At 65.0% G+C, this 23,090-nt stretch carries 22 protein-coding genes; 8 read left to right on the plus strand and 14 right to left on the minus strand.

Annotated elements, in window-relative coordinates:
• Positions 1–41: 41 nt before the first annotated feature.
• Entirely contained in the window at positions 42–2,648 is a 2,607-nt protein-coding gene (gene leuS / locus OH705_RS22565) for a leucine--tRNA ligase (RefSeq protein ID WP_038707281.1), read from the minus strand.
• A 237-nt stretch (positions 2,649–2,885) separates the two neighbouring features.
• On the opposite strand from leuS, the gene OH705_RS22570 reads away from it, so the two are divergent.
• Both OH705_RS22570 and OH705_RS22575 read left to right on the plus strand, forming a co-directional pair.
• Complete coding sequence (locus OH705_RS22570; RefSeq protein WP_023631398.1) at positions 2,886–3,200, plus strand: hypothetical protein; 315 nt, start codon at positions 2,886–2,888, stop codon at positions 3,198–3,200.
• Positions 3,201–3,323: 123 nt separating this feature from the next.
• Entirely contained in the window at positions 3,324–4,085 is a 762-nt protein-coding gene (locus tag OH705_RS22575) for a YdcF family protein (protein WP_094012283.1), read from the plus strand.
• A 33-nt stretch (positions 4,086–4,118) separates the two neighbouring features.
• On the opposite strand, the gene lnt is transcribed toward OH705_RS22575, so the two are convergent.
• The 8 genes from lnt to OH705_RS22615 form a co-directional block, all read right to left on the minus strand.
• Entirely contained in the window at positions 4,119–5,636 is a 1,518-nt protein-coding gene (gene lnt, locus OH705_RS22580) for an apolipoprotein N-acyltransferase (RefSeq protein WP_038707283.1), read from the minus strand.
• An 8-nt stretch (positions 5,637–5,644) separates the two neighbouring features.
• Positions 5,645–6,484, minus strand: coding sequence for an HlyC/CorC family transporter (locus tag OH705_RS22585; protein WP_023630352.1), 840 nt, complete (start codon positions 6,482–6,484; stop codon positions 5,645–5,647).
• Between the two features lie 26 nt (positions 6,485–6,510).
• Complete coding sequence (gene ybeY, locus OH705_RS22590; RefSeq protein ID WP_023630353.1) at positions 6,511–6,984, minus strand: rRNA maturation RNase YbeY; 474 nt, start codon at positions 6,982–6,984, stop codon at positions 6,511–6,513.
• The gene (locus OH705_RS22595; RefSeq protein ID WP_023630354.1) at positions 6,977–7,975 is read right to left on the minus strand and encodes a PhoH family protein; all 999 of its coding nucleotides are present in this window, start codon (positions 7,973–7,975) and stop codon (positions 6,977–6,979) included. Before OH705_RS22595 ends, ybeY begins: the two co-directional genes overlap by 8 nt.
• A gap of 166 nt (positions 7,976–8,141) precedes the next feature.
• A complete protein-coding gene (locus OH705_RS22600) occupies positions 8,142–8,687 on the minus strand; it encodes a tetratricopeptide repeat protein (protein ID WP_031314991.1) in 546 nt (181 codons plus the stop codon).
• A 187-nt stretch (positions 8,688–8,874) separates the two neighbouring features.
• Positions 8,875–10,158: a glutamate-1-semialdehyde 2,1-aminomutase gene (gene hemL / locus OH705_RS22605; protein WP_038707284.1), complete on the minus strand. Its 1,284-nt coding sequence runs from the start codon at positions 10,156–10,158 to the stop codon at positions 8,875–8,877.
• A gap of 17 nt (positions 10,159–10,175) precedes the next feature.
• A complete protein-coding gene (gene thiE, locus OH705_RS22610) occupies positions 10,176–10,799 on the minus strand; it encodes a thiamine phosphate synthase (RefSeq protein WP_038707285.1) in 624 nt (207 codons plus the stop codon).
• Between the two features lie 14 nt (positions 10,800–10,813).
• A complete protein-coding gene (locus tag OH705_RS22615; RefSeq protein ID WP_038707286.1) occupies positions 10,814–11,611 on the minus strand; it encodes a hydroxymethylpyrimidine/phosphomethylpyrimidine kinase in 798 nt (265 codons plus the stop codon).
• Positions 11,612–11,876: 265 nt separating this feature from the next.
• Here OH705_RS22615 and OH705_RS22620 point away from each other — a divergent pair, with 265 nt between their 5' ends.
• From OH705_RS22620 to OH705_RS22635, 4 genes are all read left to right on the plus strand, one after another.
• Positions 11,877–13,868, plus strand: a complete 1,992-nt coding sequence (locus OH705_RS22620) for a sensor histidine kinase (RefSeq protein WP_267303027.1) — start codon at positions 11,877–11,879, stop codon at positions 13,866–13,868.
• 100 nt (positions 13,869–13,968) lie between these two features.
• Positions 13,969–15,621 (plus strand): acyl-CoA dehydrogenase family protein, encoded by a 1,653-nt coding sequence (locus OH705_RS22625; RefSeq protein WP_094012280.1) that lies wholly within the window; start codon positions 13,969–13,971, stop codon positions 15,619–15,621.
• A 77-nt stretch (positions 15,622–15,698) separates the two neighbouring features.
• Complete coding sequence (gene amn / locus OH705_RS22630; protein WP_023632409.1) at positions 15,699–17,162, plus strand: AMP nucleosidase; 1,464 nt, start codon at positions 15,699–15,701, stop codon at positions 17,160–17,162.
• Positions 17,163–17,168: 6 nt separating this feature from the next.
• Entirely contained in the window at positions 17,169–17,798 is a 630-nt protein-coding gene (locus OH705_RS22635; RefSeq protein ID WP_267303028.1) for a pseudouridine synthase, read from the plus strand.
• Between the two features lie 21 nt (positions 17,799–17,819).
• Here the strand turns inward: OH705_RS22635 and OH705_RS22640 are convergent, their stop codons facing one another.
• The 3 genes from OH705_RS22640 to OH705_RS22650 form a co-directional block, all read right to left on the minus strand.
• The gene (locus tag OH705_RS22640) at positions 17,820–18,023 is read right to left on the minus strand and encodes a DUF2788 domain-containing protein (RefSeq protein WP_023631482.1); all 204 of its coding nucleotides are present in this window, start codon (positions 18,021–18,023) and stop codon (positions 17,820–17,822) included.
• 53 nt (positions 18,024–18,076) lie between these two features.
• Positions 18,077–18,553, minus strand: a complete 477-nt coding sequence (locus OH705_RS22645; RefSeq protein WP_011535815.1) for an Lrp/AsnC family transcriptional regulator — start codon at positions 18,551–18,553, stop codon at positions 18,077–18,079.
• Positions 18,554–18,865: 312 nt separating this feature from the next.
• Positions 18,866–20,071 (minus strand): MFS transporter, encoded by a 1,206-nt coding sequence (locus tag OH705_RS22650; RefSeq protein ID WP_267303029.1) that lies wholly within the window; start codon positions 20,069–20,071, stop codon positions 18,866–18,868.
• Positions 20,072–20,204: 133 nt separating this feature from the next.
• On the opposite strand from OH705_RS22650, the gene OH705_RS22655 reads away from it, so the two are divergent.
• Positions 20,205–20,789 carry a TetR/AcrR family transcriptional regulator gene (locus OH705_RS22655; RefSeq protein WP_094012277.1) on the plus strand — a complete coding sequence of 195 codons (585 nt, stop codon included), beginning with the start codon at positions 20,205–20,207 and terminating at the stop codon, positions 20,787–20,789.
• A gap of 85 nt (positions 20,790–20,874) precedes the next feature.
• Entirely contained in the window at positions 20,875–21,699 is an 825-nt protein-coding gene (locus OH705_RS22660; RefSeq protein ID WP_110605233.1) for a DUF6515 family protein, read from the plus strand.
• A 21-nt stretch (positions 21,700–21,720) separates the two neighbouring features.
• On the opposite strand, the gene OH705_RS22665 is transcribed toward OH705_RS22660, so the two are convergent.
• Entirely contained in the window at positions 21,721–22,590 is an 870-nt protein-coding gene (locus OH705_RS22665; protein ID WP_023631923.1) for a cation diffusion facilitator family transporter, read from the minus strand.
• 25 nt (positions 22,591–22,615) lie between these two features.
• On the minus strand, positions 22,616–23,035 hold the full coding sequence (locus OH705_RS22670) for a hypothetical protein (RefSeq protein WP_023631922.1): 420 nt from the start codon (positions 23,033–23,035) through the stop codon (positions 22,616–22,618).
• Positions 23,036–23,090: the final 55 nt, after the last annotated feature.

A 23,090-nucleotide genomic window follows, 5' to 3' on the forward strand; every position in this document is an offset into this window, starting at 1 on the left:
CGATTACGCCCGCCGGCAGGATATGCAGGCGGGCGTTGCCATCAGTTGGCGACGATGTTGACCAGTTTGCCCGGAACGACGATGACCTTGCGGATGGTCAGGCCGTCGGTGAAGCGCAGGACGTTCTCGTTGTTGCGAGCGGCGGCTTCGACTTCCTCGCGGCTGGCAGCGGCCGGCATCTCTACCTGGCCACGCAGCTTGCCGTTGACCTGAACCACCAGGGTCACGGTGTCCTGCACCAGTGCGTTCTCGTCGACCGTCGGCCAGGCCGCGTCGATCGCCGCCTGGTCGTGGCCCAGTGCTTTCCACAGCTCATGGGAGATGTGCGGGGTGATCGGTGCCAGCAGCAGGGTCACGGCCTCGAGGCCCTCCTGCAGCAGGGCGCGGTCCTGGGCGGTGGCCTGTGGCGCCTTCTCCAGCACGTTCATCACGGTCATCACCTGGGCGATGGCGGTGTTGAACTTGTGGTACTGGCCCACGTCGGTGCTGGCCTGCTTGATCGCAGCATGGATGGCGCGACGGATGACCTTCTGCTCGTCGCTCAGGGCGGCGATGTCCAGCGTGTCCGGCAGGCCCTGGGCCACGTGGCCCTGGGCCAGGCGCCAAACGCGGCGCAGGAAACGGCTGGCGCCTTCTACGCCGGAGTCGGACCACTCCAGGCTCATGTCGGGTGGCGAGGCAAACATCATGAACAGGCGGCAGGTATCGGCGCCGTACTGCTCGATCATCGACTGTGGGTCGACGCCGTTGTTCTTCGACTTGGACATCTTTTCGGTGCCGCCGATTTCCACCGGCAGGCCGTCGGTCTTCAAGCGAGCGCCGATGATCTTGGCCTTGGCATCACGCTCGATCTCGACGTCGGCCGGGTTGAACCAGTCCTTGCCGCCGTTGCTGGCTACGCGGTAATAGGTTTCGGCGACGACCATGCCCTGGGTCAGCAGGTTCTTGAACGGCTCGTTGGAGGTGACCAGGCCTTCGTCGCGCATCAGCTTGTGGAAGAAGCGCGCATACAGCAGGTGCAGGATGGCGTGCTCGATGCCGCCGATGTATTGGTCCACCGGCAGCCAGTGGTTGGCGGCTTTCGGATCGACCAGGCCCTTGTCGTAGTTCGGCGAAGCGTAGCGGGCGAAGTACCAGGACGACTCGACGAAGGTGTCCATGGTGTCGGTTTCGCGCTTGGCCGCGGTGCCGCATTTCGGGCAGGTGCACTCGTAGAACTCGGGCATGCGTGCCAGGGGCGAACCGGCACCGTCCGGAACCACGTTTTCCGGCAGGGTGACCGGCAGCTGGTCTTCCGGCACCGGCACGTCGCCGCAGGATGGGCAGTGGATGATCGGGATCGGGCAGCCCCAGTAGCGCTGACGGCTGATGCCCCAGTCGCGCAGGCGGAACTGGGTGCGCGACTTGCCGAGGTCCTTGCGGATCAGCGCGGCCTCGATGGCGTCGAAGGCACCCTGGAAATCCAGGCCGTCGAATTCGCCGGAGTTGATCAGCTGGCCATGCTCGCCGTAGGCGGCCAGCCACTCGCTGCCGACTTCGTCGCCGACGCTGGTGCGTACCACCGCCTTGACCGGCAGGTTGTACTTGTGGGCGAATTCGAAGTCGCGCTCGTCGTGCGCCGGCACGGCCATGACCGCGCCATCGCCGTAGTGCATCAGCACGTAGTTGGCGACCCATACCGGCAGCTTCTCGCCGGTCAGCGGGTGCTCGACGAACAGGGAAGTGGCCATGCCCTTCTTCTCCTGCGTGGCCATGTCGGCCTCGGCGACGCTGCCGCTCTTGCACTCGTCGATGAACGCCTGCAGCGCCGGATTGCCCTGGGCGGCCTGGGTGGCCAGCGGGTGTTCGGCGGCGACGGCCACGTAGGTCGCGCCCATCAGGGTGTCCGGACGGGTGGTGAAGACTTTCAGGGTGCCCTCATGACCGATGCTCGCCTGGTCATAGGGGAACTGCACTTCCATGCCGCGGGACTTGCCGATCCAGTTGCGCTGCATGGTCTTGACCTGCTCGGGCCAGCCCGGCAGCTCGTCGAGGCTTTCCAGCAGCTCGTCGGCATAGTCGGTGATGCGGAAGTAGTACATCGGGATTTCGCGCTTTTCGATCAGCGCGCCCGAGCGCCAGCCGCGGCCGTCGATGACTTGCTCGTTGGCCAGTACGGTCTGGTCCGCCGGGTCCCAGTTCACGGTGCCGTTCTTGCGGTAGATGATGCCTTTTTCGAACAGGCGGGTGAACAGCCACTGCTCCCAACGGTAGTAGTCCGGTTTGCAGGTGGTGACTTCACGCGACCAGTCGATGGCCAGACCCAGGCTCTTGAGCTGGGTCTTCATGTAGTCGATGTTCTCGTAGGTCCACTTGGCCGGGGCGACGTTGTTTTTCATCGCGGCGTTTTCCGCCGGCATGCCGAAGGCGTCCCAGCCCATCGGTTGCAGGACGTTCTTGCCCAGCATGCGCTGGTAGCGGGCGATCACGTCACCGATGGTGTAGTTGCGCACGTGGCCCATGTGTAGCTTGCCGCTCGGGTACGGGAACATCGATAGGCAATAGTAGGTGTCTTTGCCTGGCTGTTCGGTGACAGCGAACGATTGTTGCTCGTCCCAGGCATTCTGGGCGGCGGCTTCTACATCACGGGGCGTGTATTGTTCGTGCATGGCTACTTTGTATTGAGAGATAAGAGACATGTTCCAGGCAGCTCGGGCTTGCTGCGTCCGGCACTCCGGGATCTGCAAGAGTGAACGCCGTAGCATACATGAGCGCCGCGCATCGTGGGAAACCCTGATTGCATCGCCCGCCGCGCGGGCCGTTGGTCGCGGCGCCCGGCCGCTTTTACGAGTGACGCTAAGCTCATTTGTGGGGGGAGATATTCTTACCTTCAATGAGGTGAACGGATGGGAGAGTCGCAACTAACCGCAAGCAAACCGGAGCTATACGAACGCCTGATCGACCGGCTGGGCCTGGCATTGGAAGTGGCCAGGACCTCGGTGCGATTGCGCGACGAGATGCCTGCCGAACTGGAGTTGCGTGGCCTGAGCCATGCCGAGTTCGAAGTCATCAAGGCCTACCTGGAATCCCTCCCGGACGGCCGCTTTGCCAGTGCCGGTGCCTACCCGCAACCGGAGCCGTCCTCGGCCAGGATCGTCTGGCTCAAGGACCGCAGGCGCCCCGGCGCCCCAGCCAGCTCCAGGACATTGCCGTCCCGATAGCCGTTCAGGGTTGCAGGCGCGGCGACGCGCCGGTTTTCGCAATGCACGCATCGATCGGCGCCGGTTGCCCTTGAGGCCCGGCGCCGATCCTCTTAGGCTGCACGCCTTCCATGGAGGTGTGTGATGCCGCTGCGCTTTTTCATCAAACAATGGTTGATGCCGCCCGGCGTCCTGTTCCTGTTGCTGCTTGCCGCTTGGTGGTGGCGCCGTCGCCGTCCACGCCTGGCCGCGGCCTGTTTCACCCTGGGGTTGGGTGGCTTGTGGCTGATGAGCTTGCCACTGACGGTCGAGCAAGTTGCCCGAACCCTTGAAACAGAGCCTGCGTTGGCGCTCGAGGGGTGGGCAGGCCTGGCCTCCAGGGCCGACGCCATCGTGGTCCTGGGTGCCGGGCGGGAGCGCGGCGATCCGGCCTGGGGTGGTCTTGATCAGCCAACCTACGTCGCCCTCGAGCGCATGCGCTACGCCGCGCAACTGGCCAAGGCCTCAGGGCTGCCGGTGCTGACCAGCGGTGGCTTGCACTATGGCACGCCGCCCAGTGAGGCCCAGCTGATGGCTGACCGCCTGGAGGCGGATTTTGCGGTAAAGGTTTCCTGGAAGGAGGAAGCCAGCCGCACCACCTGGGAAAACGCCGAGTTCAGCGCCAAGGTGTTGCAGCCGCTGGGTATCAAGCGGGTAGTGGTGGTGACACAGGCCTGGCACATGCAGCGCTCGCGCTGGAGTTTCGAGCGGGCCGGGTTCGAAGTGGTACCGGCACCGGTGGGGTTCCTGGGGAGGGATCATGCGCGGCCGTTCGCGGGATTGCTGCCGGAAACCCGGGCAATGTGGCAGAGCGGGCAGTTGCTCAACGAGGCGGCGGGCTTGGTGGGGTATCGCCTGTTCTACTAAGGACTGGGGCTGCGTAGCAGCCCCAGGGGTGCCTCAGACGGTTCGCGCGATGCGTCCGGCCAGCAAGGCCCAGCCCAGTAGCAGCACGCAGACGATCGCCAGCGGCCACGAGCGCCATTGCAGGTACGGCGTCAGTTGCTGCATCGGTACCACCTCGCCATACAGGACCGCCCGCTGGAACTGCGGGACCTGCGCGGTGATCCTGCCGAACGGGTCGATCAGCGCGGTCACACCGTTGTTGGTGGCGCGGATCATCCAGCGGCCGGCCTCCAGCGCGCGCATCTGGGCCATCTGCAGGTGCTGCAGCGGGCCAATCGAGGTGCCGAACCAGGTGTCGTTGCTGATGGTCAGCAGCAGGTCGCTGCGTGCGGCCAGGCTCGCGGCGAACTCGGGATAGACCACTTCGTAGCAGATGTACGGGGCGACCTGGTACCCCTTGGCCTGCAGCAGTGGCTGGTCCGCGGGGCCACGGGCGAAATCCGACATCGGCAAGTTGAAGAACTCGATCAGGCCGCGCAGCATATCCTGCAAGGGCACATACTCACCGAAGGGCACCAGCTTCTGCTTGAGGTAGGTGCCGTCGCCTTCGCCGGCCACAGTGATGCCGTTGAAGTAGCGGCGTTGGTGGTGAACCATCTGCCGCACCGGCACCCCGGTGATCAACGCCGAATGCCGTTCGGCGGCGAAGGTGCCCATCATGTCGATGTAGCCCTGGGCCTGGTCCTTGAGTACCGGCACGGCGGTTTCCGGCCAGATCAGCAGATCGACGGGCTTCGAGCTGAAGCTCATGTCACGGTACAGCGCCAGTTGCGCATTCACGTGTGCCGGGTCCCACTTCAGATCCTGTTCGACGTTGCCTTGCAGGGCAGCGACCTTCAGCGGATCGCCCGCCGGTTGCGTCCAGGCATGATCCTTCAGGGCCAGGCCAATAATCCAAGGCGCCACCAACAGTGCTACACCAACGGCCAAGAACGAACGGCGCTCGCGAAGGCGATGGAGGTTGCACAGCAGGGCCGCGGTCAACGCCAGAGCGAACGAGATCAGCCACACACCGCCCAGCGGCGCCAGGCCCGCGAGGGGGCCGTCGAGCTGGCTGTAACCTGCGTAGAGCCACGGGAAACCGGTGAGGAACCAGCCTCGGAAAGCTTCTTGCAGCAACCACAGGGCGGCAAAGCACAAGGCGTCGGCCAGTGGCGCCTCGTCACGCCGCAACCAGCGTGCCCAAAGCCAGGCGGGCAGGGCGAAGAAGAAGGCCAGGCAGGCGAAAAACGCCAGCAGCAGCAGGATTGCCAGCAGCGGCGAGGCGCCGCCATAGGTGTTCATGCTGACGTAGATCCACCAGGTGCCGGCACCGTAGAGGCCGAAGCCGAAGCACCAGCCCCGGCCCAGCGCCTGGCGCGGGCTCAGTTCGCGCAGCCCTGCATAGAACAGCGCGAGGGACAGCAGGGCCAGCGGCCAGATGTCGAAGGGGGCCAGGGCCAGCAGGGTGGAGGCGCCGGCCGCCATGGCCAGCAGGTTACCGGGCCAGCCGGGGCGGGTGATCCAGCGCATGTTCGTCCTTAACGGTTGATCGGTGTCAGGCGCAGCAAGTGTATCCGGCGGCTGTCGGCATTGAGAATGCGGAAGCGGTAGCCGCCGATCTCGGTGGTTTCGTTACGTTTGGGCAAATGGCCGAACGCACTCATCACCAGGCCGCCGACCGTATCGAACTCGTCATCGGAGAACTCGCTGTCGAAGAACTCGTTGAAGTTCTCGATCGGGGTCAGGGCCTTGACCAGAAAGTCGCCGCTGGGCAGCGGCTTGATGTAGCTGTCTTCCTCGACGTCATGCTCGTCCTCGATATCGCCGACGATCTGCTCGAGCACGTCTTCGATGGTCACCAGCCCCGCCACGCCGCCGTACTCGTCGATGACGATGGCCATGTGATTGTGGTTGGCGCGGAACTCGCGCAGCAGCACGTTCAGTCGCTTGGACTCGGGCACGAAGGTGGCCGGGCGCAGCAGGTCCTTGATGTTGAAGCTGTCGCCATTCTCCTTGAGGATCAGCGGCAGCAGGTCCTTGGCGAGCAGGATGCCGAGCACATCGTCGTGGCTCTCGCCAATCACCGGGTAGCGCGAGTGCGCGGCATCGATCACTGCCGGCAGGAACTCGCGGGGCGACTGGTTGGCCTTGATGCTGATCATCTGCGAACGCGGCACCATGATGTCGCGCACCTGCAGGTCGGCGACCTGGATGGCGCCTTCGACGATGGTCAGCGCTTCGCTGTCGAGCAGCTTGTTCTGATGGGCTTCGCGCAGCAGCTCGAGGAGCTCCTGGCGGTTTTTCGGCTCATGGGCAAAAGCCTGGGTCAGCTTACCCAACCAGGACTTTTGCCCGTTGCTCGATCGGTCTTCGCTCATGGCGGTTACTCGTGATCCTTGCAGTATCAGTGTGTGATTGTTTCGGTTTCGTCGTCGGCGTAAGGGTCCGGATGACCCAGTTCCGCCAGCAATTGCCGTTCCAACGCTTCCATTTCCTCGGCCTCATCGTCTTCGATGTGGTCGTAGCCGAGCAGGTGCAGGCAGCCGTGGATGACCAGGTGCGCCCAGTGCGCCTCCAGGGATTTGCCCTGTTCGGCGGCCTCGCGCTCGACCACTGGCACGCAGATCACCAGGTCACCCAACAGCGGGATATCGAGCAACTCGTCCGGGACGTCGGCGGGGAATGACAGCACGTTGGTGGCGTAGTCCTTGTGCCGGTAGGTGTGGTTCAGCTCGCGGCCTTCGGCGGCGTCGACCAGGCGAATGGTCATTTCCGAGTCGGCGCTGCGCTGGCGCAGGGCAAGTTCGCACCATCGGCGGAAGGCGGCGTCATCCGGGGCAGCGGCGTCCGTGGCCCGTTGCAGGTCGAGTTCAAGCATCTTTGCCGGGTGCCTCGGGCTTGGACTGACGGGCTTCGAAGCGGTCGTAGGCTTCGACGATACGCTGCACCAACGGGTGGCGTACCACGTCCTTTGGCTGGAAATGGGTGAAGCTTATGCCTGGCACGTCCTTGAGCACCTCGATCACATGGGCCAGGCCCGACTTGGTGCCGCGGGGCAGGTCGACCTGGGTGATGTCACCGGTGATCACCGCGGTCGAACCAAAGCCGATGCGGGTGAGGAACATCTTCATCTGTTCGAGCGTGGTGTTCTGACTCTCGTCGAGGATGATGAAGCTGTTGTTCAGGGTGCGGCCGCGCATGTAGGCCAGCGGAGCGATCTCGATCACCTGGCGCTCGATCAGTTTGGCCACGTGCTCGAAGCCAAGCATCTCGTAAAGTGCGTCGTAGAGCGGGCGTAGGTACGGGTCGATCTTCTGGGCCAGGTCGCCGGGCAGGAAACCGAGCTTTTCGCCGGCCTCGACCGCCGGGCGCACCAGCAAGATGCGGCGCACCTGCTCGCGCTCCAGCGCATCGACCGCGCAGGCTACGGCCAGGTAGGTCTTGCCGGTACCGGCCGGGCCGATGCCGAAGTTGATGTCGTTGGCCAGGATTTCCTTGACGTAGCGCTGCTGGTTGACGCCGCGTGGGCGAATGTTGCCCTTGCGCGTGCGCAGCGAGACGCTGACCTCGTTGACAGCCGGATTCTCGAGGCTCTCAACCGCCGATTCCTGAAGATAAAGGTGGACCGTTTCCGGCGACAGGTCGGTTGCCTTGGTCTCGCGATAGAGGCGGCGCAGCAGCTGTTCGGCGGCAGAAGTGGTCTTGGGTTCGCCAATCAGTTCGAACTGATTGCCGCGGTTGCGGATCTCGATGGCCAGACGTTGTTCGATCAGGCGCAGGTGCTCGTCGAACTGGCCGCACAGGTTGGCGAAACGGTGGGCCTCGAAGGGTTCGAGGATGAAGCGATGGGGTTGTATGGGTGCGTTCAAGGTCGTTTTTAGCCGCTCGACGGCAATGAATGTGAACTCAAGAATAACCCTAGAGTGGCAGTGGCGAAAGCACTGAAACGATCAAGGGTCGGTGCGAAGCGTCCTCGAGCATGGCGGGGCAAGCTGACGAATGATGATAGGGGCCAGCTACAGGCAGGGCAATGGTTCAGGGAAGGGGAGAGAAAGGGGTGCGCCCTTCGGCATTCTGCAGTTCCAGCAGGTATTTGCGGAAGATCTGGCCGAGTACCTGGGTAGCGTGCTCGAGTTCGTCGCGGGGCATTTGCTCGGTGACTTCGTCAGCCATGTCCAGCGCGTCCTCGGCACCGTTGACCGCGGCGATCTTGAGCAGGATGTAGGCTTGGACGTTGTTCGCCTTGACCCCTTCACCGTGGAAGAACATCGATCCGAGGCGGTATTGTGCCTGCGCCTGGCCTTGCAGCGAGGCTTTCTCGAACCATTTGAGCGCGTTGTCGAGTTGACGCGGTGTGCCGCTGTAGTAGAACTCGCCCAGCTCGTACTGCGCTTCGGCATCCCCTGACTGCGCGATTTGCTCACAGGCCTTGAGGGCATTTTGCAGGTCTTCGGGCGCGGTATCGAGGGCGCAGCGGCCCGTCGCCGGAATCAGCAACGAATTACCGCCCTCTGCCAGTGCCAGCAGGGGCTGAAGAAGCAACAGGCAGCCCAGGGTCAGGGCGCGGCCGGTGCGGTTCATGGGGATCGACTTACCTCTGCAAAGCTGCGGCCAATGTCTCTGGTGGCACATTATGGGATAAGCAGCGCCTACCTTACAAAGATTTACGCGAATTTCTACAGCACAATGGGACGCGTCGGGTTGTGATGGGTGTCACAGGCTTGCCTGGCTCTGCCTGATCGCAATCAGGCAGAGCCAGGCACATCCTTTACTTCAGCTTGGCAAATGCCCGCTCGGCAGCATCCAGGGTGATCTGCAGCTCCTTGTCACCATGGGCGATTGAGGTGAAGCCCGCCTCGAATGCGCTTGGCGCCAGGTAAACGCCGCCTTCGAGCATCAGATGGAAGAAGCGCTTGAAGCGTTCGGCATCGCTGGCCATCACGTCGTCGAAGGTGACGATATCGTCGGCGCCGCTGAAGTACAGGCCAAACATGGCGCCCGCCTGGGTGGTTACGAACGGGATACCGGCAGCGTCGGCACGCTGTTGCAGGCCATCGAGCATGCGGCTGGTGAAGGCACTCAGCTCGTCATGGAAGCCCGGGCGGCTGATCAGCTTCAGGGTGGTCAGGCCGGCGGCCATGGCCAACGGATTGCCCGACAGGGTACCGGCCTGGTAGACCGGGCCCAGCGGGGCGATGCAGCCCATGATCTCGCGCTTGCCTCCGAAGCAGCCGACCGGCATGCCGCCGCCGACGATCTTGCCGAAGGTCGACAGGTCGGGGGTGATGCCGTAGTGGCCTTGGGCACCGCCAAGGGAGACGCGGAAGCCGGTCATCACCTCGTCGAAGATCAGTACCACGCCGTGTTTGTCGCACAATGCGCGCAGGCCTTCGAGGAAGCCCGGCGCCGGCGGGACGCAGTTCATGTTGCCGGCCACCGGCTCGACGATGATGCAGGCCACGGTCTGGCCGACATCGGCCAGGGTCTTCTCGACGGCGGCGATGTCGTTGAACGGCAGGGTCAGGGTGTGCTTGGCGAAGTCCGCCGGCACCCCGGCCGAGCTTGGCACGCCCTGAGTCAGCAGGCCGGAGCCGGCCTTGACCAGCAGGCTGTCGGAGTGACCGTGGTAGCAGCCTTCGAACTTGATGATGGCGTCACGGCCGGTGTAGCCACGGGCCAGGCGGATGGCGCTCATGGTCGCTTCGGTGCCGGAGCTGACCATGCGCACCATCTCCATCGACGGCACGATCGAGCAGACCAGGTCGGCCATCTCGGTTTCCATGGCGGTCGGCGCGCCGTAGGACAAACCGTGCTCCAACTGCTTGCGTACGGAGTCCAGCACGTCCGGATGGGCATGGCCGAGGATCATCGGGCCCCAGGAACCGACATAGTCGACGTAGCGCTTGTCGTCTTCATCGATGACGTAGGCGCCTTCGGCGTGCTTGAAGAACAGTGGGGTGCCGCCGACGCTCTTGAAGGCGCGCACCGGCGAGTTGACGCCACCGGGGATGTGTTTCTGGGCTTGGGCGAACAGGGCTTCGGAACGGGACATGGGATCTTCTCTCGAAATCAGCAAGCGAACAGGGCATTGAAGGCGCGGGCGCGGCGGGTGACTTCCTGCGCGCTGTCGGCACCGAACAGGCCGTGGATCACCGCCAGCAGGTCGGCGCCATGGGCGACCAGCGGGGCGGCGTTGTCGAGGGTGATGCCGCCGATCACCGCGATCGGCAGCTTGACCTGGGCGCGGGCCTGCTCCAGCAGATCGACGCTGGCGGCGGGCGCACCCGGTTTGGTGACGGAATTGAAGAAGCGACCGAAGGCGACATAGCTGGCGCCCTCGTTGGCGGCCTGCTGCGCGAGGTCGAGGCTGGCGTGGCAGGTCGAGCCGATGATCGCCTGGCGGCCGAGCAGGGCGCGGGCCGGCGTGAGCGGGCCATCGGTCTGGCCGAGGTGCACGCCAACGCCCAGGCGGGCAGCCAGTTCGGCGTCGTCGTTGATGATCAGCTCGGTGCCGTAACGCTCACAGAGCGTCTTCAGCGCTTCGGCCTCGCGCAGTCTGGGGGCGGTGTCGTCGCTCTTGTCGCGGTATTGCAGCAGACGAACGCCACCTTCCAGTGCCGCTTCAACGTGGGAGAGGAAACGGCCGGCCAGCAGCTGGCTGTCGGTGATCGCGTACAGACCGCGGAGCTTCATCGGATGGCCTCGAGTCAGGAACAGAAATCCAGGGGCAGGCGGCGCGGCACGTACTGGCCCTTGCCCAGCTGCTCTGCGTCGCGCAGGGTGCGCCAGGTGTAGTCCAGGGCGCTGCGCACGGCGCTGGTCAATGCTTCGCCCAGGGCCAGGCGGCCGGCAAGGGCACTGGCCAGGGTGCAGCCCGAGCCGTGGTAGCTGCCCGGCAGGCGTTGGCAGGTCCAGGTGTGCTGTTGACCGTCGCGGCTATACAGGCGGTTGTGGATTTCCACCTCGTCGCCGTGACCGCCGGTTATCAACAGGTGTCTACAGAACGGCAGCAATTTCTCGGCGCACTCGTCTGCGGTGCCTTCGGGCAGTTCCGCCAGAATGCGTGCTTCCGGCAGGTTCGGCGTGGCGATGGTGGCCAGCGGCAGCAGGCGTTCGCGCAGCGCGTAGCCGACCTCGTCCTTGCCCAGGCGGCCACCGCCACCGGCGCGCAGCACCGGGTCGCAGACCAGTGGCAGGTGCGGGTGGGCGGCCAGCAGTTCGGCGACGGTGTCGACCATCTCGATCGAGCCGAGCATCCCCAGCTTCACCGCGGCCACCGTGGAGTCGGCCAGCACGGCGTTGGCCTGGGCCAGCACCCACTCGCGGTCGAGCACGCGGAAGTCGGAAACGTTGACGGTATCCTGCACGGTCAGGGCGGTCACGGCGGGTGCGGCGTGACAACCCTGGGCGATCAGGGCTTCGATATCTGCCTGCAGCCCGGCGCCACCACTGGGGTCGTGGCCGGAGAGACAGAGGACAACGGGGCGGGAGCTGTAGGTATTCATGGTCGGCGAGCTTATCACCAAACCTTTTTGTGCGGTTCGGTCGCGGTGAGAGATTTGCTGATCAAGTGGTCAGATTAGTTTTGTTGGATATTCTGAAACGTGCGTTCTAGAGCCTCTGCTTTGAAATTGACAGTAGCTGCTGAGCAATGCTGGAGGCTATGCTAGAGTGCTCGGATAACTCGATGAACGGGTTCTGCCGGATCACGTCGTCTCAAAGGGAAGGGAGGCAACCGCGACGCGACCGGACAGGCCATGCTGGGGCTGTATGCGCTATTTGCTGATTGTGCTTCTGGGCTGCTTGCCCCTGCTGGCCGGAGCGGTCGTATTCGACGACGCCACCGGACGCTTGCCGCTGGGCCGCTACATGCAGGTCTATGAAGACCACGAAGGCAGTGCCAGCATCGCTCAGGTCAGTGCCGGCGCATTCGCCAAACGCTTCCATGCCCATCACGACGAGGTGCTCAACGCCGGCTATTCGACCTCCGTTTTCTGGCTCCGGGTCGATCTCGCCTATGCAGCCACACCTTCGCCAGCACCACGCCAGTGGTTGCTGGAGCTTGCCTACCCGCCGCTGGATCATCTGGAACTCTATCTGCCCGACGCCCAGGGCACTTATCGGCTGGCCCAGCGCACGGGTGATGCCCTGCCCTATGCCAGCCGGCAGATCCGCCAGAACAACTACCTGTTCGAGCTGCCACTGCGTCCCGGTCAGGCGACGACCGCCTACTTGCGTCTGCAGAGCGAGGGTTCGATCCAGGCGCCGCTGACCTTGTGGTCGGCTCAGGCTTATCTGGAAGACCAGCCCACGCGTCTTTATGTGCTGGGGATGATCTATGGCGTGCTGCTGGTGATGCTGGTGTACAACCTGTTTCTCTACCTCAGTGTGCGTGATGTCAGCTACCTGTACTACATCCTCTACATCGCTTCGTTCGGCCTTTATCAGGTCTCGGTCAATGGTGCCGGCATCGCCTACTTCTGGCCCGACAGTCCCTGGTGGGCCAACGCCGCCACGCCATTTTTCATCGGCGCCGCCGGGCTGTTCGGCTGCCAGTTCGCCCGGCACTTCCTGCAACTGGGCAACCTCAGCCGTGGCCTCGACCGCCTGCTGAAGGGGTTGATGGCTGGCGGCGCGCTGGTGATGGTGCTGGCGGTGACCCTGCGTTACGGCGTGGCGCTGCGCATGGCCACGCTGCTGGCGCTGTTGTTCACCGTGAGCGTCTTCAGTGCGGGGTTGTATGCCTGGTGGCGCGGCTTGCGCGTGGCGCGCTGGTTCATCATCGCCTGGACGGCCTTCCTCGTCGGCGGGCTGGTCAACACCTTGATGGTGCTGGGGTACCTGCCCAACTTGTTCATCACCATGTACGCCAGTCAGTTGGGCGCTGCGCTGGAAGTGGCGCTGTTGTCGCTGGCCCTGGCCGACCGCATCAACAGTTTGCGTGAGCAGCAGGCCCAGGCCCTGCGCGAAACCGGACGCACCCTGGAGCAGATGAACCTGCAACTGGCCCGCAGCAACCGGCTCAAGGACGAGTTCCTCGCCACCGTGACCCACGAGCTGCGCACGCCGATGAACGGCGTGATCGGTTCGCTGGAGCTGCTGCACACACTGCCCATGAGCGCCGAGCAGGCTCAGTACCATCGCACCGCCACCGGTTCGGCCCAGGACATGATGGCGATGGTCGACGATATCCTCATCCTCACCGAACTGCAGGCCGGGCGCCTGCGCAACCATGGCATGGCGTTCAGCCTACGGCGCCTGCTCCAGGAACTGCGGGCCGGTTATGCGAGCCAGGCGCTGGCCAAGGGCCTGTACCTGAGCCTGGACATCCCCGCCGACCTGCCCGACAGCCTGGTCGGCGATGCGCAGAAGCTCGCCCGCTGCCTGGCGTGCCTGGTGGACAACGGGCTGAAGTTCACCCACCAGGGCGGCGTTACCGTGCAGGCCCGTGGCCGGCGTACCGGACCTGACAGCCTGGCCCTGAGCCTCACGGTCAGCGACAGTGGCATCGGTTTCGACGACCTGGACCAGGCGGTGCTGTACCAGCGCTTCTTCCAGGTGGACGGTTCGATGACCCGGCGCTATGGCGGATTGGGGATCGGCCTGTCCATCTGCCGCCAGTTGAGCGAGTTGATCGGCGCCACGTTGTCCCATGAGTCCACGCAGGGGCTGGGCAGTCGGTTCGAGCTGACGCTGCCCCTGGCGGTGGCACAGGTGCAGGCTCCACCGGCGCGTGCCGCCTCGAGGCTGGACCGCTTCTGAACAGAGGTGCCCCCGATGTAGTCCGTTTTGTCACTTTGACTGACCGGCCCGCGGTGCTTCACTGGGTTATCCAGGCATGAACGGATCCAGGAGGCCCACGATGAACCTGCACCAGTTCGCGGAAACCCACGAAGTCACCAACCAGCCGCCGTCCCTCGACGGTGCCAACCTCTACCGCCTCGACCAGCCCTTGCAGGAGTGGTCGCGGCGCTTCGGTGCCGGCTGGGCCGAGTCGCGGATCGACGCCTACGGCGCCCTGGCCGGTGGCCCGCTGATGGCGGCGGGTTTCCTGGCCAATGCCCACAAGCCCGAGTTCAGCAGCCATGACCGCTATGGTCACCGCATCGACCTGGTGGAATTCCATCCCGCGTATCACCAGTTGATGCGTACTGCCGTCGAGCATGGCCTGCCCTCGTTGCCGTGGGCGGAGCCACGAGACGGTGCCCACGTGGCCCGGGCCTCGATGACCTATCTGCACAGCCAGGCCGAAGCCGGTACCGGCTGCCCGCTGACCATGACCTTCGCCGCCGTGCCGGCCCTGCGCCTGCAGCCCGAGCTGGCTGGCTACTGGCTGCCCAAGGTCCTTGCCCGCGAGTACGACCCGCGCAATGTCGGCGACCGGCACAAGGCCGGCGTCACGATCGGCATGGCCATGACCGAGAAGCAGGGCGGTACCGATGTGCGCGCCAACACCACCCGCGCTTACCCGGTCGGCGCGCCCGGGCCGGGCCAGCCCTATGAACTGGTGGGGCACAAATGGTTCTGCTCGGCGCCGATGTGCGATGCCTTCCTTACCCTGGCGCAGACCGACAAGGGCCTGAGCTGCTTCCTGTTGCCGCGCCACCGCCCTGACGACAACCGCAACCAGTTCTATATCCAGCGCCTGAAGAACAAGCTCGGCAACTGTTCCAACGCATCCAGCGAAGTGGAGTTCCGTGGCGCCCTGGCCTGGATGGTGGGCGAGGAGGGGCGCGGCGTGCCGACCATCATCGAGATGGTGGCCATGACCCGCTTCGATTGCATGGTCGGCTCCAGCGCCTTGATGCGCCAGGCCTTGACCCAGGCCGCGCATCATTGCGCCCATCGCAAGGTCGGTGGGCGCGTGCTGGCCGAACAGCCCTTGATGCAGAACGTGCTCGCCGACCTGGCCCTGGAAAGCGAGGCCGCATTGGCCCTGAGCCTGCGCATGGGCCAGGCGCTTGATCGGCTCGACGACCCGCAGCAGGCACATTTCGCCCGCCTGGTGACAGCCGTGGGCAAGTACTGGATCTGCAAGCGCGCCCCCGGGATGATCAACGAGGCCGCCGAGTGCCTGGGCGGCGCCGGCTACGTCGAGGACAGCATCCTCCCGCGGCTGTACCGCGAGGCGCCGGTCAACTCGACCTGGGAGGGCTCGGGCAATGTGCAGTGTCTGGACGTGCTGCGCGCCTTGTCGAAGGAGCCAGGTGTACTGGAGGCACTTTTCACTGAGCTCGGGGATGGTCATGGCGACCCACGCCTGGCGGCGTTCATCGGCAACCTCAAGGGCGCCTTCGCCGATACCGGCGATATCCAGTACCGCGCCCGGCAGCTGACCGAGGACATCGCCGTGGCGTTGCAGGCCAAGCTGTTGCTGGAGGCGGGCAACGCCACGGTGAGCGATGCGTTCATTGGCAGCCGGCTGGGCGCTGGCGGGCGGGTGTATGGTGCGTTGCCGCGCGGGGTGGATGCTGCGGCGTTGGTGGCCAGGGCCACGCCGGCGTGGACTGGGTAACGCCATCGCGGGGGTGTTTTTACCCTGCAACGCAGGCAAGATGGTGGTCATGCATTCCATAAGACAGGAAGCCCAGCGTGAGCCAAGCGTTTGTAGTCGTTGATACCCCCGAACAGGCCGTCGACCGTCTGGCGGCCTTGCATGAACAGGCCACCGGTGCCCTGAGCCAGGCCCTCAAGCGCTACCTGAAAGACCGCACCGAGCCCGGTGACGAAGAACGCGCGCTGTTTCGCTACCCGGCCCTGCGCCTCATCTATTCCAGCCAGGGCGAAGTCGCCGCGACCACCCGCGCCTACGCCAAGGTCCAGGTGGATGGTACCTACAGCGTCACCGTCACCCAGCCCGCGGCGTTCCGTGGCTACCTGCTCGAACAGCTGCGCCCCTTGATGCACGACTACACCGTGACCGTGGAAGTTGGTGTCAGCGAACAGAACATCCCTTACCCCTACGTGGTAGACCAGGGCGATGAGCTGGCGGGCAGCGGCATCACCGCGGCCCAGCTGGCACGCGTTTTCCCCAGCACCGACCTGTCGGCGGCCACCGACAACACCGCCGATGGCCTGTACGACTGGGAAAGCGCCGAGACCCTGCCGCTGGCGCTGTTCGACGCCGCCCGCGTGGACTTCTCCCTGCGCCGCCTGGTGCACTACACCGGCAGCGACTGGCGGCACATGCAGCCATGGATCCTGCTGACCAACTACCACCGCTACGTCGACCAGTTCATCGCCCATGGCCTTGAGCAACTGCGCGAGGATCCACGCTTCGTGCGCATGGTCCTGCCGGGCAACGTGGTCATCGAGAAGGGCATGGACAACGGCGAGGCCCAGGCGCTGGTTGCCAGCGTGGTCTGGCACCGCTACCAGATGCCGGCCTACCACCTGATCGCCGCCGACGGCGATGGCGTGACCCTGGTCAACATCGGCGTCGGCCCGTCCAACGCCAAGAACATCACCGACCACCTGGCGGTGCTGCGTCCGCACTGCTGGCTGATGATTGGTCATTGCGGCGGCCTGCGCCAGTCGCAGACCATCGGTGACTATGTGCTGGCCCACGCCTACATGCGCCGCGACGGCATCCTCGACCGGGTTGTGCCGCCGAACATCCCGATCCCGGCCCTGGCCGAGGTGCAGCTGGCGTTGCAGGAGGCGGCGGCGCAGGTCACTGGTGAGCGTGGCGAGCAGCTCAAGAAGCGCCTGCGCACCGGCACCGTGCTCACCTACGACGACCGTAACTGGGAGCTGCGCTGGGCCCAGGAGCGCCCGCTTATCAACCTGTCCCGTGCCGTGGCGGTAGACATGGAAAGCGGCACCATCGCTGCCCAGGGCTACCGACTGCGCGTTCCCTACGGCACCTTGCTGTGTGTCTCCGACAAGCCGCTGCACAGCGAGATCAAGCTACCGGGGTCGGCCAACGCCTTCTACAACCGCGCGGTCAGCCAGCACCTGAAGATCGGCATCGCCGCCCTCGACCTGCTGCGCACCGAGCTCAACTCGCTGCACTCGCGTAAACTGCGCAGCTTCGATGAGCCGCCGTTCCGCTGAGGATCCATGCCCCTGCCACCCCGTAGCAACCCGCGTCGCCCTGCGGCGCGAGCCACCGGCCCGCGTCGCCAGCCCAAGGCGCCGCCGGCCGAGCCGCGCCTGATCCTGTTCAACAAACCGTTCGATGTGCTCACCCAGTTCAGCGACGGAGAAGGGCGCGCCACGCTCAAGGATTTCATCGACATTCCCGGCATCTACCCGGCCGGGCGCCTGGACCGCGACAGCGAAGGCCTGCTGCTGCTGACCAACGACGGGCGCCTGCAGGCGCGGATCGCCGACCCCAAGCACAAGCTGGCCAAGACCTACTGGGTGCAGGTGGAGGGCGAGCCGAGCGAGGAGCAGCTACAGCGCCTGCGCGAGGGCGTCGAACTCAACGACGGGCCCACGCTACCGGCGCAGGCACGTCAGCTCGAGGAACCCGAGCTGTGGCCGCGCAATCCGCCGGTCCGCTTTCGCAAGAGCGTGCCGACTGCCTGGCTGGAGCTGGTGATCCGTGAAGGGCGCAACCGCCAGGTGCGGCGGATGACGGCGGCGGTGGGGCTGCCGACCTTGCGTCTGGTGCGGGTGCGTATCGGTGACTGGACGATCGAAGGGCTGCAGCAGGGATGTTGGCGGGAAGTGGCGGCGAAGCTGTAGTCGCCGCCCAGGGTGGGGTTGTCAGACCCCTTCCAGGAACCCCACCACCACGCTCTTGATGATGAACGCCAGCACGCCAAGGCCCAGCACGAAGAACAGGATCAGCGTGCCGAAGCGGCCAGCCTTGGACTTCTTCGCCAGGTCCCAGACGATGAAGCCCATGAAGGCGATCAGCACGGTGACGAGGATGATCATCATCCATTCTTCGAATACGGCGGGATCCATCGGTTTACTCCAGGCAAGCACAAAGCCCGATCATACGCCGGGCGCGCGGGGATTCAACGCAGGTGGGTCAATGGCAGCTCAGTGCTGGCCAGTACCTGGTTGAGCACGAAGCTGGAGCGCACGCTGGTCACCCCTTCGATACGGGTCAGGCTGCCCAGCAGCAGTTTCTGGTAATGATCCATGTCCGGCACCACCACCTTGAGCTGGTAGTCGGCGTCCATTCCGGTAACCAGGCTGCATTCGAGGACCTGGGGCAGGCTGCGGATCGCCGCCTCGAAGGTTTCGAAACGTTCGGGGGTGTGCCGGTCCATGCCGATCAGCACATAGGCCGTAAGGCTCAGGCCGAGTTTCTTGCGATCCAGCAGCGCTACCTGGCGCGAGATATAACCGTCGTCTTCGAGCTGCTTGACCCGACGTGAGCAGGGTGACGGCGACAAGCCGATGCGTTCGGCCAGTTCCTGGTTGGAGATGCGCGCATCGCGCTGCAATTCGGCGAGGATGCTCAGGTCGTAGCGGTCGAGCTTGCTCATGAAAAGGGCCTTTTCTGTTCAGATTGCGGCGAATTATCGATCCTGAGTGAAAAATTGCGCAAGCCCTATTTAACAGAGCAATCTTCGCAATCCTCTGCCCCCGCGTCTGCCCTATCTTTATCAACAGAATCACTGCCCGGACATCAGTCCACGGCGACGCGCCCTAGGCGGGCGGTCGCGGCCAGCGATCCAACAGGATCCGCCAGGCCCCCGGGCTACGCACTGTCCAGAAGACGGCGCGAGGTGAGCCGGTGCCACAAGTGCCGAGCACGGACGACAATTCCCGAAGGGAGGCCGCAAGGCCTCCCTTTTTTATTGTGCTGAAGATTGCACAGGCCTGGCCTGGCGGCGACTCGCCACGGCGAGCGCCGCCAGCAGCACCAGCAAGCCGCCGATCACGGCAATCATGAAGCCGCTGCGCGCTGTCGTGGCGTCCACCCATTGGCCGGCACCTGCCGCGCCGATGGCCACGCCGACATTCAACCCGGCGAGCAGCCAGGTCAGGCCCTCGGTCAGCTGGCGCTCTGGCACGCTGCGCTCGACCAGGGCCATGGCCACGATCATGGTCGGGGCGAAGAACACCCCGGCCATTAACACTGCCGCCGCGAGCTGGGCGATATTGCCGACCAGGAGCAGCGGCAGGGTGCTGAGGGTGGTAGCCAGCGCGCCGACCAGCAACTGACGGGGCAGCGACATCCGCCAGCGCAGGGTGCCGAACAGCAGCCCGGAAACGCAGGAGCCCACGGCATAGGCCGACAATACCAGGCTGGCGGCAGCCGGTTGCCCTTGTTCGCTGGCGAAGGCGACGCTGACGATGTCCACGGTGCCGACGATCATGCCCATTGCCGCCATCAGCAGCGTCAGCTGAGGCACCCCGTCGCATCGCCAGGCCGGCAGGTCACGTCTGGACGAGGTGTCGGCAGGGGCCACCGGTGGTTCGCTGCCGGTCTGCAGGGTCAACGCCAGGGTACCCAGCAGCAGTAACGCGGCAGCCGCCAGCAACCCGGTCTGGGGCCACAGCGCCACGCTGAGCCCGACGGCCAGCGGTGGGCCAGCAATGAAGCTGGCTTCATCGAGTACGGTTTCCAGCGAGTAGGCAGTCTGCAGTTGCGGCTGGCCACGGTACAGATGGGTCCAGCGCGCCCGGACCATAGCCGACATGCTCGGCATGCAGCCGGCCAGCAGGGCGGCGACGAACAGCAGCCAGTCGGCGCTACGCCACCAGGCGCAGGCAGCCATCAGCAGCAGCCCGAGCACGCTCAGCAGGCTGGCCCGCGGCAGCACGCGGCGCTGGCCCAGGCGATCCACCAGGCGTGATACCTGTGGCGACAACAGGGCATAGGTAAGCACGAAGCAGGCCGACACCGCCCCGGCCAAGGCATAGCTGCCGCGCCATTGCGCCACCAGCGTAATGATGCCGATACCGGTCATGGGCAACGGCAGGCGGGCCAGCAGGCCGGCCAAGGTGAACCCGAGGGTGCCGGTCGGGACGAACAAGTGTGCATAAGGGTTGGGCATGTCGCTTCCTCCGTGAGACGGCCCGCTTGCTGGCGGCAAGGCAGGACGTGGATAATACGTACAGTGCGTATGATTAAATATTCATACGAGTTGAATGTAAATATTCATACGGATTGTACGTAAAGGAGAGGCCATGGTTCGTCGCACCCGCGCCGAGATGGAAGAAACCCGCGCCGCCTTGCTGGCAATGGCCCGCCAGGTCTTCAGCGAACAAGGTTACGCACAGGCGTCCATGGATGACCTGACCGCTCGCGCCGGGCTTACCCGTGGCGCGCTCTACCACCATTTCGGCGACAAGCAGGGCCTGCTGGCGGCCGTGGTGGCACAGATCGATGGTGAGATGGATGCACGTCTGCTGGCCATCTCCGCATCCTGCGATGACCCCTGGCAAGGCTTCTGCCAGCGTTGCGAGGCCTACCTGCGCATGGCCCGCGAGCCGGAAATCCAGCGCATTGTCCTGCGTGATGCGCGCGCCGTCCTGGGTGCGGCCTCGCCTGAGGCGCAGCAGCATTGCATCGCATCACTGCAGCGGATGCTCAGCGGGCTGGTCCAGCAAAGTGTGGTTGCCGAGGCCGATCCCTGGGCGTTGGCGGCCCTGGTACATGGCAGCCTGTCGGAGGCGGCGGTCTGGATCGCCCAGGTGGAGGACGGCGATTCCCGCCTCGGCCAGGCCCTGGTCGCCCTGGAATTGATTCTGCGTGGCTTGCTGGCGCGCTAGGCTGTCGGCTATTTCATCTGCCGGTCGCGGTCTGCGCAGTAGACTGCGAACGGTAAAGGCGAGCGTTTTTATCGAGAGGAACAACATGAGTTCGCGCATCTGGCGGTTGGCAGGCGTTGGTTTGCTGGGCCTGGGCATCAGCCTGGGCGCCATGGCCGAGGGCCCCGGAGACGGTCATGGCGGCCAGCAGGAGCAGGGCGGTGGTGAACGGCGCGGATCGCCGCTCAATTCACGGGACGAAGTGCGCCAGACGCAACCGCCGCGCCAGGGCTACTACCAGGACATTCCCCGGCGTTACGGTGACAACCGTCACTGGGAGGCGGGAGGTCCGGGTCAGCGCCCCGGCGGCGATTGGTCGGGACGGCCCGATGGTCATGGCAATGGCTGGGGGCCAGGACCGCAGTATCACCCAGGGCACACCGTCGATCGCTTCCCGGACCGCTACTGGAAGGTGCCTTATCGTGGGCAGGACTACTTCTACTCGGGCGGGTATTGGTACCGGCCCCATGGCGGCGGCTACGTGGTGGTCACGCCGCCTTACGGTGTGCGGGTCGGCTATCTGCCGCCCTATGCCCGCGAGGTGTGGTTGAGCGGTGCGTTGTTCTTCCTGGTGGCCGACACCTACTACCAGTACCTCGCCGACAGCCGCGAGTACGTGGTGGTCAACCCGCCCAGCGTTGCGCCTGCACCGCAGCAGCAGGGCAGTGGCTATGATGTGATCGCCTACCCGATGTACGGCCAGGGGCCGGAGCAGCAGGAGCAGGACCGCTACCAGTGCCACCGCTGGGCGGTGAGCCAGTCGGGGTTCGATCCGGCGACGGCGACCTATGCGCCGCCGGCCAATGTGGCGGACAACTATAGGCGGGCATTGGGGGCCTGCCTGAGCGGCCGCGGCTACAGCGTCAATTGACAAGTCAGTTGCGATAGCCGGCTACACCGGGTCGGCATGAACCATTACATCGGCCCGCGGATAGTGTTGGCGAATGACCTGAGATGCCTGCACGCACAATTCATGGGCGGCGTGCAGCGGCATTTCGCCGGGCAACTCAAGATGCAGCTGCACGAACCACTGGTTGCCGGACACCCGTGTGCGCAGGTCGTGTACGCCCTTCACGCCTGGTATCGCCAGCACTATTTCATGCATGCGCTCGCCGACATCGGCCGGCAGTTCCTTGTCCATCAGGATTGCCGTGCTTTCGCGAGCGATATGCAGCGCGCTCCACAGGATATACAAGGCGATCCCGAGGCCGAACAGGGCATCGAGCTGCGGCCAGCCGAAGCGGGCCAGCAGCAGCGCCAGGAGGATGCTGGCGTTGAGCAGCAGGTCCGAGCGGTAATGCAGCGAGTCGGCTCGCACGGCCGTGGAGCCAGTCGCCCGGATGACTTTGCGCTGGAATGCCAGCAACGCGAAAGTGAGCACCAGCGACAGCAGCATCACGGCGATACCGGCAGCGGTATCGCCCAAAGGCTCTGGCGACGACAGCCGATCAACCGCCTGGACCCCGATCAGAACCGCGCTGACCCCGATGAACAGCGCCTGGGCCATGCCGGCCAGGGCTTCGGCCTTGCCATGTCCGAAGCGGTGGTCGTCGTCGGCGGGGCGCAGAGCGTAGTGAACGGCCAGCAGGTTAAGGAACGAGGCGGCGGCATCCAGCGCCGAATCGGTCAGCCCGGCCAGCAGGCTGACCGAGCCGCTCAGCCACCAGGCCACGGCCTTGCTCAGCACCAGGATGCAGGCAACGCTCAGCGACGCACGGGTGGCCAGGCGCAGCAGGCGTTGGTGTTCGGCGTTGGCGGTCATGCGCTATGAATCGTCCGTGGTCAGATCAGGCGGCGGGCACCAGGCCGTAGCTGGCCAGTTGTTCGACACTGCCACGGTGCTGGATCAGCCGTGGGTCGTTCAGCGGCAGGCGCTGGCCCAGTTCGCTCTCCAGGATAGCCTGCAGCTTGGTCCTGTCGACGTGGCCATCTGCATTGATCGCCGGCTTGAGCTTGGCCGGGTCGACCTGAGCGCTCTTGCCGCCAGGGTAGTAGATGGCACCGGTGGCAAAATCGATGCCGAAGGCGATCAGGCCGGGGAGCACGTAGAAGAGAATACCTATGGCATCCATGGCCGCCACCACAGGGTCGATCTTGCCTTCGATCTGGCCGCGACGGTCAGGGTAGAACAGGGTGCCGCAGGCCGTCAGCTGGGTCAGCAAGGTGGCGATGAGGGCGCCACCGATGACGCGGGAGGGGATGCGCATGTGAATCTCCGAAAGGTAACGACGATCAAGGGCGCGGCAATCGCCGGCGCCTGAG

It is taken from the genome of Pseudomonas sp. BJa3 (assembly GCF_026343815.1).
Classification (GTDB): Bacteria; Pseudomonadota; Gammaproteobacteria; order Pseudomonadales; family Pseudomonadaceae; genus Aquipseudomonas; species Aquipseudomonas soli.